We start from the raw sequence: 14,865 nt of genomic DNA on the forward strand, positions 1-14,865 counted from the left end.
CAGCTTTGCAAGTCCGCTCGGTTGATTCTCGCGAATCAACACAATTTGGTATCAGAACCGCTTCCTGACCTCCCGCCGCGCACGCCGCAACCCGTGGTCAGGCCGCACGCCGTCCGCGATCAGGTGGAGCCACTGGCTGAGGTAGTACCCCAGCAGCAGGGGCAGCAGCACCTTCAGGCTGAGGGGCTGCGGGACGCCGGGCAGCGGGACGGCGGGCCACACGAAGCGCAGCAGGCCGACCACCAGCGCGGCGATGACGGCCAGGTACACCAGGCGCGTGAGCGGGCCCAGCAGCCAGGTGTGCGAGAGGCCCCGGTGGCTGAAGAGCATTCCGTAGGGCACCCACAGGAAGCCCAGCAGGCCCCAGCGCCGTTTGCTGTCCACCCGCCCTTCCGCGAGGTCGAGGTCGGGCGAGAGCAGGAAGGTGCCCACAAAGAACCCCAGCGTGAAGTTCAGGGCCTGCACGGGCGTGACGGTCAGGAGGCTCTGCCGGGTCGTGACCAGCACCCCGGCGGCGAGGACGCTGTAGGCGGCGATATTGATGAGGTTATGGATGCGTCCACTGGGCACGGGCGACATTCTGCCCCCGCCGGGGGCTGTCTGCCAGACTTCACACAGCGTCAGGTGGAATGCGGCATCCTGGGAGCCCATGAAACGTGTTCCTGCCCTGCTCACGGTGGCGCTGCTGGCGGCTGCCTGTGGTCCCCTCACACCACCCGCCTCCGGGCCGACGGTGCCGCTCGGCCAGGCCCTGACCGGCCAGGTGTCACAGCCGTTCGGCGGCACCTGGGCGGTGGAGCAAAAGAGCCTGCCCGCCTGGCTGACGGTGTCGCCTGGCAGCGGCACGGGTCGGATCGGGCTGACCCTCACCGCCGACCGCGCGCAGGGCACGCCCACGGCGGCGGACCAGCGTACCCTCAGCGGACAGGTGACCGTCACCTGGACCGAGGGCACGCAGAGCGGGAAAACCACCTGGACGGTCACGGCCGACCAGTACACCCTGACGGGGCGCGTGGTGGACGCCGCCCGCGTGCAGGGCGCGGACGTGGGCGGGGGCGCGGCCCTCAGAGCACAGAGCCAGGTTGGGGCGCGCGGCGTCATCGTGAAGTACCGTTCGGCGGCGGCGCAGGCGGTCGCACTGGGGCGGACGGCTCCGGCAGGCACGCTGAGCGACGCGGCCCAGAGCACCACGCGGGGGACCCTCGCGCGCCTGAACGTGCCGCGCGGCGCCCTGGACGATCTGGGGGGCCGCCGCATCCGGCTGGAGACGCCGGACGTGGAGGGGGCGCTGCTGGCCCTGCGGAGTGACCCGAACGTGGAATACGCGGTGCCGAATGCCATCCTGCACGCACAGGCGCTGGCTGCCCCGCTGGTGCCGACCGACCAGTACGCGGGCTTGCAGTGGGCCTACAAGCTGCTGGGCTACGGGGCGGCGTGGCGCGACATGGAGGCCGGGGGCTACACCCGCCCGGTGACGGTCGCGGTGGTGGATACCGGCGTGCGCTTCGACCATCCCGACCTCCAGGGCGCGCTGTACGGGCCGGGGGAGGGGGCGCTGGACGTGCTGACTTCCCCCAGCAACGGCGACGGCGACGGTCCCGACACCGACCCCACCGATCCCAACACGCCGACGCGCAGCAGCGGCAGCCACGGCACCCACGTGACCGGCATCATCGCGGCGCGCTGGGGCAGCTTCGCGCCCATCGCGGGCTGCCCGGCGTGCAGCACGAGCGGCGTGGTGGGGGCCGCGTACAAGGCGCCCGTCAAGGTGCTGCCCATCCGCGTGATCGACACGGCGGGCGACGCCGAGGTCGCGGACGTGGTGAATGCCGTGCGGTACGCGGCGGGCCTGGAGATCACGCTGGCGGGCCGGACGTACAAGAATCCACATCCCGCGCAGGTCATCAACCTCAGCCTGGGGGGCGACGTGGACGCCAAGACCGCCCAGCCCATGTGCGAGGCGGTGGCCGACGCGACCCGCGCCGGGGCGCTGGTGGTGGTGGCGGCGGGCAACGGCTACGGCACCACGCCCTACTACCCCGCCGCCTGCGAGGGCGCGGTGGCGGTCGGGGCGGTCACCCTCTCGGGGGCGAGCGCGCCGGTCCACGCGCCCTACAGCAACAGTTACCCGCAGGTGATGCTCTCGGCGCCGGGCGGGGCGGACATCAACCGGGCGCCCACCTTCTTCAACGGGGGCAAGCTGAACGACGCGCCCTACCCGGACGAGATTTTCTCGACCGACTGGGATTACGTGAAGGACCAGCCGATGTACCAGTCGTATGCGGGCACCAGTCAGGCCGCGCCCCAGGTGAGCGCGCTGGCCGCCCTGCTGCTCAGCAAGGGCGTCACGCAGGGGCGGGACGACACGCTGGCGCGCCTGACCGCCACGGCGACCGACCTGGGGGCGCGCGGGCGCGACGACGCCTTCGGGTACGGCATGATCAACGCGGCGGCGGCGCTGGGTGCCCCGGCCGTCAGCGACGCGCTGGGTCTGCGGGTCCAGGGCAGCCGGGGACAGGCTTTCCAGCCCGCGCTGGACGCGCTGGGCCGCTTTACCGCCTACCTGCCGGACGACACCTTCCAGGTGGTCGGCGGCCGCGACCGCGACGGCAACGGCATCTACGGCGAAACCTCGGAACCGCGCGCCGAGCGGCAGGCCGCGCTGGGACCGGCAAACCCGCAGGTGGACCTGGGGGACCTGACACCCGCCCCCTGACCCCCAGGGCCCGGCAGGGGCCCCGGTCCCCGCCGCCTTGACAGGGGTGCGGGGTGACCCTACCCTGAGCGCACACTTGTGCTTTAACCGCCGTTCATGTCCCCCTCGCCTGCCAACCGACAGACGAGGTCATGCCTGAATAGGCACCGGAGGTTCCATGAAGAAACTGCTGCTCACCGCCCTGCTCGCCACGCTGCCCACTGCCGGAGCCGCCACGCTGGTCTTCGGCAACAACGGGGAACCCGTCAGCCTGGAATCCGGCAACATCACCGACGGGATCAGCATTCTGGTGCAGCGCCAGATCTACGACACGCTGATCGGCTTCAAGGACGGCACGACCGATCTGGAACCCGCGCTGGCGACGAGCTGGAAGAGCAACGCGGACGCGACCCAGTGGACCTTCACCCTGCGCCCGAACGTGAGGTTCCACGACGGCACGCCCTTCAACGCCGACGCGGTGGTGTTCAACCTCAGCCGCTGGTGGGACAAGAGCCACCCCTACGGCTTCCGCGACCAGGGCCGCACCTTCGAGATCGTGGGCGACCTGCTGGGCGGCTTCAAGGGGGACCCCACCTCCGTCATCAAGAACATCGTGAAGGTCAACGACAACACCGTGCGCGTGGACCTGAACAAGCCCAGCAGCGTGTTCCCGAACGTGCTGGCCGCCGGGTACTTCGGCATTGCCAGCCCCACCGCGATCAAAAAGGACGGCGCGAAGTACGGCACGCCCGCCAGCAAGCCGGTCGGCACCGGGCCCTTCATCTTCCAGTCGTGGCGCACCGGGGACCGCGTGACGCTGGTGCCCAACAAGCTGTACTGGGGCAGCAAGCCCAAGGTGGACCAACTGGTCATCCGCTCGATCAAGGACGCTTCCCAGCGCCTGAACGAACTCAAGGCCGGAACCATCGACTTCGCCAACGACCTGACGCCCGACAGCCTCAAGAGCGTGCAGGCCGACAAGAACCTGATGGCGGTCAAGCGGCCCTCCTTCAACGTGGGCTTCCTGAGCCTGAACAACCGCAACCAGTACCTCAAGAACGACAAGGTGCGGCAGGCCATCAGCATGGCGATCAACAAGCAGGCCATCGTGGACGCCTTCTGGCCGGGGCTGGGCATCAGCAACGCCAGCTTCCTGCCGCCGGTGCTGAGCTGGGCCAATTCCAAGAACGTGCCCGCCGACTACAAATTTGATCCGCAGGCGGCGAAGAAGCTGCTGGCGGAGGCGGGCTATCCCAACGGGTTTTCCCTGGACCTGTGGTACATGCCGGTCAGCCGCCCGTACTTCCCCACCCCCAAACCCATTGCCGAGGCGATGGCCGCTGACCTGGGCGCCATCGGCATCAAGGTCAACCTCAAGACCGAGGACTGGGCCAAGTACCTCCAGGACCGCAACAAGGAACCCGGCTTCGACATGTACATGATCGGCTGGACGGGTGACTACGGCGACCCGGACAACTTCTACGGCGCGTACTACGGCCCCAACGCCTCGGACGACATCAACTGGAACCCGGCCGAATTGCAGCGGCTGCTGGAGCAGGGCCGCGCCGCCGTCGGCCAGGCGGACAAGGCCAAGGCCTACTCGCAGATTCACGAGATCACCTACAAGGCGAACTACCGCATTCCGATGGTCCACAGCCAGCCGCTGGCCGCCGCCCGGACCTACGTGAAAGGCTGGGTCCCCAGCCCGCTGGGCAGCGAGGCGTTCAACAACATCAGCGTCGCTGGCAAGAAGTAACGTCGGCGCGGTCCTGGGGCCTGGGGCCTCAGACCCGGTGCGGAGGGCGCGGGACGGGCGAGACGGTGGCCTGACCCGCGCCTTTCCTGAAGGGCTTCAGGCAAGAGGAGAATTCCATTGGGCAGTTACCTGATACGCCGCATTCTGCGGACGCTGCTGGTGATGGTCGGCATTGCCGTGATCGTGTTCACTTTCGTGCGTTCGATTCCCGGCGATCCGGCCACCGCCATGCTGGGGGAGCGCGCCACCCCGGCGGCGGTCGCCGCCCTGCGCGAACAACTGGGGCTGGACAAGCCCTGGTTCATCAACTTCCGTGACCCGGGTCATCCGCTCGACGCGCAGTTCCCGAAGTACGTGGGGCAACTGCTGCACGGCAACCTGGGCAGCGGCCTCAAGAGCAATATCCCGGTGCGCGACGAACTCGCCGCCCGCTTTCCCGCGACGGCCGAACTCTCCATCGCGGCCCTGCTGTTCGCGCTGCTGATCGGCCTGCCCGCCGGGATCCTGGCCGCGCTGCGGCGCAACAGCGTGTGGGACAACCTGGCCACCACCATCAGCCTGGTGGGCGTGAGCATGCCGGTGTTCTGGCTGGGGCTGCTGCTCTCGTACTTCTTCGCGGTGCAGCTGGGGTGGCTCCCGCCCAGCGCCCGGCTGGGCAACGATACCGCGCTCCAGCCCATCACCGGCTTCTATGTGCTCGACGCCCTGCTGCGCGGACAACCCGCCGCCGCCTGGGACGCCATCCGGCACCTGATCCTGCCCGCCATCGCGCTGGGGAGCATTCCGCTGGCGATCATCGCGCGCATCACCCGCAGCAGCCTGCTGGAAGTGCTGGGGCAGGATTACGTCCGCACCGCCCGCGCCAAGGGCCTGACGAGCCGCACGGTGACCCTCAAGCACGCCCTGCGCAACGCGCTGCTGCCGGTCGTGACCGTCATCGGGTTGCAGGCGGGCGCCCTGCTGGGGGGCGCGGTCCTCACCGAGACGATCTTCTCCTGGCCGGGCCTGGGGTCGTGGGTGTATGAGGCGATCAGCCAGCGCGACTACCCGATCATCCAGGGCGGCGTGATCTTCGCCGCGCTGGTGGTGAGCGTGGTGAACCTGCTGGTGGACCTCAGCTACGCGGCGCTGGACCCGAGAATTCAATACCGGTAAGCGGGAAGGGGTCAGTGGAAGCAACAGCTCAGGCATCCGCTCCCGCCACTCTTTTCCCACGGACCGCCCACCGAGGTACCCATGACCACCCTCTCCCCTCCCCAAGCGGCTCCCAAACGCCAGCCCAGCATCTTCTGGCGGCGCTTCCGGCGCAGCACGCCCGGCAAGGTCGGCGCGTTCATCGTGGCCGTCTTCGTGCTGCTGGCGGTTCTCGCGCCGGTCATCAAGCCCTACGACCCGACCACCGACCGCAATTACCGCCTGAACCTCAAGCCGCCCAGCGTCGAGGCCCTCTGGAACAAGGACGTGGCGGACATCTACCGTGATCCGGTCAGCGGCACGGTCAATGTCTGGGCCGCCCCCTTCGGCACCGACAACCTGGGACGCAGCGTCGCCACCCGGGTGCTGCACGGCGCGCAGCTCAGCCTGAAGGTGGGGGTGGTCAGCACCGTGCTGGCGCTGATCGCGGGGACGCTGCTGGGCCTCCTGGCCGGGTACTTCGGCGGGTGGCTGGACAACGTGACCGGCTACCTGGCGGACGTGATGCTGGCCTTTCCCAGCATCCTGCTCGCCATCGGTTTTGCCAGCATCTTCAACAGCGACCACCCGCCCCTCTTGATCGCCGCGATGGACCGCCTGTTCGCGCTCCACAGCCCGCAACTGGTGACCGCCATGCTGGCCGTGTCGCTGGTGCAGGTGCCCGTCTACATGCGCCTGGCCCGCGCCGTCGTGCTGAGCGTCCGCGAGCGCGAGTTCGTGCAGGCGGCGGGAGCCCTCGGCGCGGGCGCGGGCCGGATGATCTTCCGGCACGTGCTGCCCAACAGCCTCTCGCCCCTGATCGTGCAGGGGGCGCTCAGCATCGCCACCGCCACCATCGAGGTCGCGGCGCTGGGCTTCCTGGGGATCGGCGCGCAGCCCCCGCTGCCCGAGTGGGGCACCATGATCAGTGACAGCCGCCAGTATTACGTGGACGCCCCCTGGACGATGGTGTTTCCCGGCCTGGCCATCTTCCTGACCGTCCTGGGCTTCAACCTGCTCGGTGACGGCCTGCGGGATGTGCTCGACCCGCGCAGCACCCACTAGGAACACCCCACATCCGCGGGCCCCAGACGGCAAGCGGAGCACAGAAACCTTCGTGGCGGGACAGAGCGCGGCACTTCGCGGCGATCTCCCGCCGCGCCCGTCAGGTCGGAGACTTTCCACCAGGGCAACTGCAACGTCCATTTTTGGGTAGGCTCGCCCCGGTCAACCCCTCAGTCAGCTCTGCTGACAGCTCCCCTCAAAGGGAGTCAGAGACTCTATTTGCCCTCTAGGAGGCTAAAGCTGTTGCCTCCCTTTGAGGGGAGGTGGCCCGCAGGGCCGGAGGGGTTGAGCGAGCCTAGGCGAACCTTGCCACTTTGCGGTGCCCCTGTTCCGCGCCGCCGTCCGGTCGTTCCTCCCAGCGCGGTCAGCTATACTGGGGCATTCTGCCAAACACCATCCAAGGGAGCGTCGACCCCGGCGTTGTCTGGGCTCTTCTGCGACTCCACGGGAGGCAGCGGAGGGGGGCAGCAGCCCCAGCCCGGCGACTTCCGATCCCGGTCGCATTCGGTTTGGCCCGGCTGACTTATAACGGCCGGAACGCGGAGGGACTTATGGAACGAACCAAGGAGGCTCTGGCTGTCGGCTTGCTGCTCATCGTGGCCACGCTCGGCACCCTGTATGCCGTCCAGACGTTCTTCGTGAATCCCCCGGCGGCCCCCACGCCGACCGTGCGCGAGGTGGTGCCCCCGGAACCTGCCCCGGCCCCAGTCCCGGCTGCACCCGTGGCGGCCCTGACACCCGCGACCCCCCTGGAAAGCGAGCCGCTCCCCGCGCCCACGACTCCGGCGAAACCGGCCGAGTCGGCCCCACCGCAACTGATGGTGACCCCAGCACCAGCCCAGACCGCCCATCCACCCAGCCGCCCCCGCAGTGAGGCAGGAACGCCCGCCACCCCGGCCCCGGCACCAACCCCCCTGGCGCGGGGACGGCAGCTCACGGACCAGCTCTACGGTGGGCAGCTCAAGCAGCTCTGGGCGGCCTTCCTCCCCGCGTTACGGGCCGAGTGGGGCAGCTTTTCCGCCTTCCAGGCGTACCGGGCAGGCGGCCTGAAGGCGTACGGCGCGGAAACCGGCGTCCTGAAAGAGGAGGTGGCGCAGGACGGCGGCCTGACCTACTACACCCGCACCTCCACCTTCGAGCGCGGCCCCCGGACGGGCTGGACCTTGATCTTCGGCCTGGACACCCAGGGAAGGGTGCGGGAATTCGGGATCGTCGGGGCGGGACTGCTGCCGGAGGCGCAGCACCCGGCCACCCCATGACCCCGGCAGGCTGACCTCTGGCGAAGGGGGTGGGGAGGAGTTCGTCTGGCTGCTGCCGGGTACTGGCCGAGGACCTCCCCGAGCCGGGCTGAGGAGCAGCGGGAGAGCCGGGACAGCCGCGTCCACAGGGCCAGACCACCCGCTTGATGTTCGCCAATCATGAACACCTGGCTTCATTCGGGGCGACCCGGACTCTATTGTGGAAGCACCAACGCCCGGCTCTTTCTGTCTGCTGCGCCGCGAGGTGCGTTCGCCACTGCCCGCCCAGGGATCAGGGACTCCTGCATGTCTGACCTCCCTTCCAACCCCGCTCTCCCGGCCTTCATGACCGTGAACAATGTGGCGCTGCACCACCGGGTCGGCGGCCCGAATCAGGCAGCCCGGACGCTGGTGTTCCTCAACTCGCTGGGCAGCGACCTGCGGATCTGGGACGCGGTCGCGCCCGCCTTTGCCGCCACGCTGAGGACCGTGCAGTACGACCAGCGCGGCCACGGCCTGTCCGACGCGCCGCCCGCGCCGTACACCCTGCGCGACCACACCGGGGACCTGAAGGGCCTGCTGGACACCCTGGGGATCGAGCGGGCGGTCCTCGTCGGCGTGTCTGTCGGCGGGATGATCGCGCAGGATTTCGCGGCGGCCTACCCCGAGCGCACTGAGGGGCTGGTGCTGATCGGCACCGGCGTGAAGATCGGGACGCCCGACCTCTGGAACGAGCGCATCGAGGCCGCGGAGCAGAAGAATCTGGCACGGGTCGCGCCCGCCGCGCTGTCGCGCTGGTTCACGCCCGCGTTCTTCGAGAAACGCCCGGCCGAGGCGCGCGGCTACCTGAACATGCTCGTTCGCACCGCGCCGGAAGGGTACGCCGGAACCTGCGCGGCCCTGCGGGAGGCCGACCTGCGCGAGCAGACGGCGCGGCTGAAGGTGCCCGCCGTGGTGCTGTGCGGCGAGGGCGACACGTCCACGCCCCCCGAACTGAACCGCGAACTCGCTGACCTGCTGGGCGCACCGCTGCACCTGATCCCGGGGGCCGCGCACATTCCCAGCGTGGAGCAGCCCGGGGCCGTCATCGCCCATATCCGGCACTTTCTGGGCACGCTGCCACGGACTGGGGCCGGGGAACGCTACGAGACGGGCCTGAGCGTGCGCCGCAGGGTGCTGGGGGAGGACCACGTGGAGCGGGCCACAGCGAACGTCAGCGACCTGGACCGCGACTTCCAGACCTTCATCACCGAGTACGCCTGGGGCGGGCCGTGGTCACGCGGTCACCTCGACACCCGCACCCGGCACCTGCTCACCCTGGCGGTGTTGACCGCTCTCCCCCGCGAACACGAACTGGCGATGCACATCCGCGCCACCGAGAATACGGGCGTGAGCGAGGAAGACCTGCGCGAAGTCTTCCTGCACGTCGCCGTCTACGCGGGCGTTCCGGTCGCCAACCGCGCCTTCCAGATCGCCCGACAGGTTCTGGCCGAAAGGAACGACCCATGACCCAGACGCCACCCGAGGCACAGGCCACCCGCGGGGTCCACCCCCCACACCTCTACCCGCCCTACACCAGCAGCGTGGGGCGCGCCCCGCACGAACGGCTGATCCCATTGCCCGACGCGCTGCGGGACCATACCGGCCCGGTGTTCGGCACGGACTGCCTCCGCCCGGACGACAACGACACCACCCGCAACGCCCGCGTGAACGGTGAACCCATCGGGGAACGGATCATCGTGCGGGGACGGCTGCTGGACAGCACGGGCCGCCCGGTGCGCGGCGCGCTGATCGAGACGTGGCAGGCGAACGCCGCCGGGCGCTACATCCACCTGCGCGACCAGCACGACGCCCCGCTGGACCCCAATTTCAGCGGCACGGCCCGGATGCTCACCGACGAATACGGCGAGTACGAGCTGCTGACCCTCAAGCCCGGCGCGTACCCCTGGCGCAACCACCCCAATGCCTGGCGGCCCGCGCATATCCACTTCAGCATCTTCGGGACCGGCTTCACGCAGCGGCTGGTCAGCCAGATGTACTTTCCGGGTGATCCGCTGCTGGCCTACGACCCGATCTACCAGGGCATTCCCGACGAGAAGGGCCGCTCAAGACTGGTCAGCCGCTTCGACCTGGCGCTCACGCAGCCCGAGTGGGCGCTGGGCTACCGCTTCGACATTGTGCTGGGCGGCCCCGCGCCGACGCCCTTCGAGGAGCCGGACCATGAGGACTGAGGGCCGCCTTCCCCTCTCCCCCGAGGATTCCAACATCCCCCGGGACGCCTTCGGCCCCTCGCCCAGCCAGACGGTCGGCCCCTACTTCCACCAGGGGCTGGTCCACGGGCAGGACCTGCCGCTGGAACGGGAGAACCTGCTGGTCGTGCCGGGCGACCCGCTGCAGGGCGAGCGCGTCACCGTGACGGGCCGGGTGCTGGACGGCGACGGTCTGCCGGTGCCCGACGCGCTGGTGGAGGTCTGGCAGGCGGACCCCGCCGGGCGCTTTCCCCCCGACACGGCCTTCCACGGCTTCGGCCGCAGCGATACGCGGCGGGAAGGCGGGTTCTGGCTGTTCCGCACCGTCAAGCCGGGCCGCGTCGGCAGTCAGGCCCCTCACCTGAACGTGTGGCTGGGGATGCGCGGCCTGCTCACGCACCTGCCCACCCGCATCTACTTCAGCGACGAGGACAACGGCGCCGACCCGGTGCTGGCCCTGGTGCCGCCCGCGCGCCGACCCACCCTGATCGCGCGGCGCGAGGAGACGCCCGACGGGCCCCTCTACCGCCTGGACTTCCACATGCAGGGCGAACGGGAAACGGTCTTCTTCGATGTGGACTGAGATCATCCGCCCGCCGGGAGCCGCGTGAGCTTCACTTCGCTCGACTCCGGCCTGTACGGGCCGCTCTTCACCTCCCCGGCGATGCAGCGCCTCTTTTCCGACGAGGAGCACGTGCGCCGCCTGGTCGATGTGGAGGTCGCGCTCGCTCGCGCCGAGGCCCGGGTGGGCGTGATCTCGGCGGAGGCGGCGCGGGGCATCGTGGAGGCAGCGGGGCACTTCCAGCCGGATCTGCCAAAGCTGCGGGAAGGGATCGCGCACGACGGCTTCCCGGTGATCGCGCTGCTGGCCCAGCTCCGCGAGGAGATGCCGGAGGACGCGGCGGCGGCGTTGCACTGGGGGGCGACCACCCAGGACATTCTGGACACCGCGCTGGTCCTGCAACTGCGGGACGCGCTGGAGTTGCTGGCCGCCGCGCTGGACCGGCTGGTGCAGCGCCTCGCGCGGCTGGCGGACGCCCACCGGCAGACCCTGATGGCCGGGCGCACCCACTCGCAGCAGGCGCTGCCGGTCACCTTCGGCCTGAAGGTCGCGGGGTGGCTCGCGCCGCTCCTGCGCCACCGGGACCGCCTGCGGGAACTGCGGCCCCGGCTGCTGGTCGTGCAGTTCGGCGGGGCGGCGGGCACGCTGGCCGCGCTGAAGGGGGACGGGCTGGCCGTCAGCGCGGCGCTGGCGCACGACCTCGGGCTGGGCGAGGCCCCGACCCCCTGGCACACCCAGCGCGACACGCTGGCCGAACTCGGCGGCTGGCTCTCGCTGGTGACGGGCAGCCTGGGGAAGATGGCCCAGGACCTCATCCTGCTCGCGCAGAGCGAGGTGGCCGAGGTGCGCGAGTCCGCCGATCCCTCCCGCGGGGGGTCGAGCACCATGCCGCAAAAAAGCAACCCCATCGGGAGCGAGCTGATCGTGGCGGCCGCCCGCGCCAATGCCGCGCTGCTGTCCGGGCTGCACCAGGCGCTGATTCAGGAACACGAACGGGGCACGCACGGCTGGCAGCTCGAATGGCTCACCCTGCCGCAGATGCTGGGCCTGACCGCTGGGGCACTCGACCGCGCGGCCACGCTCGCGCAGGAGCTGGACGTGGACGCCGCGCGGATGCGGGACAATGTCGCCGCGTCCGGCGGCCTGATGCTGGCGGAAGCCTACACCTTCGCCCTCGCGCCGCTGATCGGCCGCCAGCGGGCCAAACAGGTGGTGCGCCAGGCGGTGGAAGCCGCGCTGCAAGGTGGCCTGCCGCTCTCGGAAGCGGTCCAGTCCTGCACCGACGCGCCCCTGGACTGGGAAGCGGTGCGGGAAACCGATTATCTTGGCGCGAGTGACGCACTGATCGACCGGGTCCTTCAGCAGACCGCCGACCCGGACAGGAGTTCAAAATGACGAGAACCCACCCACCCCTGACGCCAGACGACCTGCAAGACCGCGACGTGGTGATCGTGTCCGCCGTCCGTTCGCCCATCGGCGCGATCCGCGGTGCGCTGTCCACCGTTCGCCCGGATGACCTGGCCGCCACCGTGATCAAGGAGGCGGTGAACCGGGCCGGAGTCCCCGCCGAGCAGATCGAGGAAGTGATCCTGGGCTGCGCCAACCAGGCGGGCGAGGACAACCGCAACGTGGCCCGCATGGCCGCCCTGCTGGCCGGGCTGCCCGAGACCGTCGCCGGATTGACGGTCAACCGCCTGTGCGCCTCGGGCCTCGCGGCAATCAACACGGCGGCGCGGGCGATCCGCAATGGTGACGGGGACGTGTATGTCGCTGGCGGCGTCGAGAGCATGACCCGCGCGCCCCTGACAATGCCCAAGGGCGGCCAGGCCTTCGCCAACGGCAACGTCACGGTCTACGACACCACCCTGGGCTGGCGCTTTCCCAACCCGGCGATGGAGGCGCTGTTCCCGCTGGAGGCGATGGGCGAAACCGCCGAGAACATCGTGGAACGCAGCCGCCAGGGCGAGATCGCGGGGGGCGAGATCACCCGTGAGGCTCAGGACGCCTTCGCGCTCGAATCGCAGCGGCGCGCGGTGGCGGCCCTCAACGCCGGAACCTTCAGGGAGGAGATCGTCCCCATCGAGGTCAAGGGCCGCAAGGGCGTGACGGTGTTCGACACCGACGAGCATCCCCGCTACAAGCGCGAGGGGGACAGCTTCACCCTCGCCACCGACGAGGCGACGCTGGCGGGCCTGAAACCCGCCTTCCGCAAGGGGGGCAGCGTGACGGCGGGCAACGCCTCGGGCCTGAACGACGGCGCGGCAGCCCTGGTGCTGATGAGCGCGAAAAAGGCCCGCGAGCTGGGGCTGAAGCCGCTGGCCCGCTGGGTCGGGGCGGCGTCGGCGGGGGTGGACCCGCGCGTGATGGGCCTCGGGCCGGTTCCCGCCACCCGCAAGCTGATGGAGCGGCTGGAGCTGGACCTCTCGGACGTGGACCTGGTGGAACTCAACGAGGCCTTCGCGGCCCAGGCGCTGGCCTGCATCCGGGAACTGGAGCTGGACCCGGAAAAGGTCAACGTGAACGGCGGCGCGGTGGCCCTGGGGCACCCCCTCGGCATGAGCGGCGCGCGGCTGGTGACCACCCTCACGCACGAACTGGAACGGCGCGGCGCACGCTACGGTCTGGCGACCCTGTGCGTCGGCGTCGGGCAGGGCGAGGCGGCCCTGATCGAGCGGGTGGAGGCATGAAGGCCGTTCCCGTCCTCACCGCTGGGGAAGCGGCCCGGCTGGTGAAGTCGGGGGACACACTGCTGGTCGGCGGCTTCGGGATGACCGGGAACCCGGTTCACCTGATGCACGCCCTGGCCGAACTCCCCACCCGTGACCTCACCTACGTCGCCAACAACGTCTCGGAACCCGGCCTCAGCGGCGGGCGCCTGCTGCGCAACGGGCAGATCAAAAAGGCCATCGGCTCCTACTTCACCTCCAACCCCGAGGCGGTGAAGGCGTATCAGGCGGACGAACTGGAAGTCGAGCTGCTGCCGCAGGGCACGCTGGCCGAGGCGGTTCGGGCCGGGGGCGCGGGGCTGGGCGGCTTCTACACGCCGACGGCGACGGGCACCGTGATTGCCGAGGGGAGCGATACCCGCACGCTCAACGGGCGGGAGATGGTCTTCGTCCCGGCGATCCGGGGCAACGTGGCCTTTATTCGCGCCTGGCGGGCCGATACTGCCGGGAATCTCCAGTATCGCCTGACCGAGCAGAACTTCAACCCCGGCATGGCGACCGCCGCCGATCTGGTCGTGGCGGAGGTCGAGGAGATCGTGGAGGTGGGCCAGATTCCGCCCGAGCACGTTCACACCCCCGGGCTGTACGTCGATTATCTGGTGCAGGCCACCCTGACGCCCGAGGACCTGGGCAGCAGCGCCAGCGTGAAGAGCGGGGCCAAGAAGGTGGACCCGGCCCGGATGCACATGGCGCGCCGTGCCCTGAGGGAACTGCGTCCCGGCGACGTGGTGAACCTCGGCATCGGCATTCCCACCCTGGTCGCGGACCTGATCACGCCCGAGCATGGGGTGAACCTCCACACCGAGAACGGGATGCTGGGCGTCGGCCCCGCCCCCGAGGACGGCGGCGCGATGGAGTACCCGGTCAACGCGGGCAAGATTCCGGTCACGGCCCTGCCCGGCGCGAGCTACTTCGACTCCGCCGCCTCCTTCGGGATGATCCGGGGTGGACACGTGGACGTGGCCGTGATGGGCGGCCTCCAGGTGGACGAGGCCGGAAATCTGGCGAACTGGGCGGTCCCGGGCAAGCCCCTGCTGGGCGTGGGCGGCGCGATGGACCTGGCGAGCGGCGCCAAACGGCTGATCGTGACCATGACCCACACCGACCCCGACGGCACGCCCAAGATCGTCCCCGAATGCACGCTGCCCCTCACGGCGCGGGGCAAGGTGGACATGATCATCACCGACAAGGCGGTGTTCGAGTTCATTGACGGACACCTCACCCTGACCGAACTCCTCCCCGGCGCCAGCCTCGAAGACGTGCGGGCCACCACCGCTGCCCGCTTCGAGGAACGGCTCGGCGCGGTGGTCGGGTAGGTTGCCAGGCCGGGCTGGCGAAAGAGATGGGTGAGGGGAAGGCCGCAACCTTCCTCCCAACGCGGCGAGGGACGCCCGGTGTCCA

General features: G+C 70.0%; 12 protein-coding genes. 11 read left to right on the plus strand and 1 reads right to left on the minus strand.

Annotation, left to right across the window (positions count from 1 at the left end):
* Window positions 1-51: 51 nt before the first annotated feature.
* Window positions 52-579, minus strand: a complete 528-nt coding sequence (locus tag E5F05_RS14050) for a metal-binding protein (RefSeq protein WP_129119258.1) — start codon at window positions 577-579, stop codon at window positions 52-54.
* 70 nt (window positions 580-649) lie between these two features.
* Between E5F05_RS14050 and E5F05_RS14055 the strand changes: the two genes are divergently transcribed.
* From E5F05_RS14055 to E5F05_RS21930, 11 genes are all read left to right on the plus strand, one after another.
* Complete coding sequence (locus E5F05_RS14055) at window positions 650-2,716, plus strand: S8 family serine peptidase (protein WP_129119259.1); 2,067 nt, start codon at window positions 650-652, stop codon at window positions 2,714-2,716.
* A 157-nt stretch (window positions 2,717-2,873) separates the two neighbouring features.
* The gene (locus E5F05_RS14060) at window positions 2,874-4,451 is read left to right on the plus strand and encodes an ABC transporter substrate-binding protein (protein ID WP_129119260.1); all 1,578 of its coding nucleotides are present in this window, start codon (window positions 2,874-2,876) and stop codon (window positions 4,449-4,451) included.
* Window positions 4,452-4,568: 117 nt separating this feature from the next.
* Window positions 4,569-5,606, plus strand: coding sequence for an ABC transporter permease (locus E5F05_RS14065; RefSeq protein WP_129119261.1), 1,038 nt, complete (start codon window positions 4,569-4,571; stop codon window positions 5,604-5,606).
* Window positions 5,607-5,687: 81 nt separating this feature from the next.
* Complete coding sequence (locus E5F05_RS14070) at window positions 5,688-6,689, plus strand: ABC transporter permease (RefSeq protein ID WP_129119262.1); 1,002 nt, start codon at window positions 5,688-5,690, stop codon at window positions 6,687-6,689.
* Window positions 6,690-7,240: 551 nt separating this feature from the next.
* Window positions 7,241-7,948, plus strand: coding sequence for a hypothetical protein (locus E5F05_RS14075; RefSeq protein ID WP_129119263.1), 708 nt, complete (start codon window positions 7,241-7,243; stop codon window positions 7,946-7,948).
* Between the two features lie 285 nt (window positions 7,949-8,233).
* Window positions 8,234-9,436: a bifunctional 3-oxoadipate enol-lactonase/4-carboxymuconolactone decarboxylase PcaDC gene (gene pcaDC / locus E5F05_RS14080; RefSeq protein WP_129119264.1), complete on the plus strand. Its 1,203-nt coding sequence runs from the start codon at window positions 8,234-8,236 to the stop codon at window positions 9,434-9,436.
* Complete coding sequence (gene pcaH / locus E5F05_RS14085; protein ID WP_129119265.1) at window positions 9,433-10,158, plus strand: protocatechuate 3,4-dioxygenase subunit beta; 726 nt, start codon at window positions 9,433-9,435, stop codon at window positions 10,156-10,158. The genes pcaDC and pcaH overlap by 4 nt, the downstream gene beginning before the upstream one ends.
* The gene (pcaG, locus tag E5F05_RS14090) at window positions 10,148-10,759 is read left to right on the plus strand and encodes a protocatechuate 3,4-dioxygenase subunit alpha (protein ID WP_129119266.1); all 612 of its coding nucleotides are present in this window, start codon (window positions 10,148-10,150) and stop codon (window positions 10,757-10,759) included. Before pcaH ends, pcaG begins: the two co-directional genes overlap by 11 nt.
* A 24-nt stretch (window positions 10,760-10,783) precedes the next feature.
* Window positions 10,784-12,133 carry a 3-carboxy-cis,cis-muconate cycloisomerase gene (gene pcaB / locus E5F05_RS14095; protein WP_129119267.1) on the plus strand — a complete coding sequence of 450 codons (1,350 nt, stop codon included), beginning with the start codon at window positions 10,784-10,786 and terminating at the stop codon, window positions 12,131-12,133.
* On the plus strand, window positions 12,130-13,425 hold the full coding sequence (locus E5F05_RS14100) for a thiolase family protein (protein ID WP_129119268.1): 1,296 nt from the start codon (window positions 12,130-12,132) through the stop codon (window positions 13,423-13,425). The genes pcaB and E5F05_RS14100 overlap by 4 nt, the downstream gene beginning before the upstream one ends.
* On the plus strand, window positions 13,422-14,780 hold the full coding sequence (locus E5F05_RS21930) for a 3-oxoacid CoA-transferase (RefSeq protein WP_164973487.1): 1,359 nt from the start codon (window positions 13,422-13,424) through the stop codon (window positions 14,778-14,780). Before E5F05_RS14100 ends, E5F05_RS21930 begins: the two co-directional genes overlap by 4 nt.
* Window positions 14,781-14,865: the final 85 nt, after the last annotated feature.

The organism is Deinococcus metallilatus (genome assembly GCF_004758605.1).
GTDB classification, from domain to species: Bacteria; Deinococcota; Deinococci; order Deinococcales; family Deinococcaceae; genus Deinococcus; species Deinococcus metallilatus.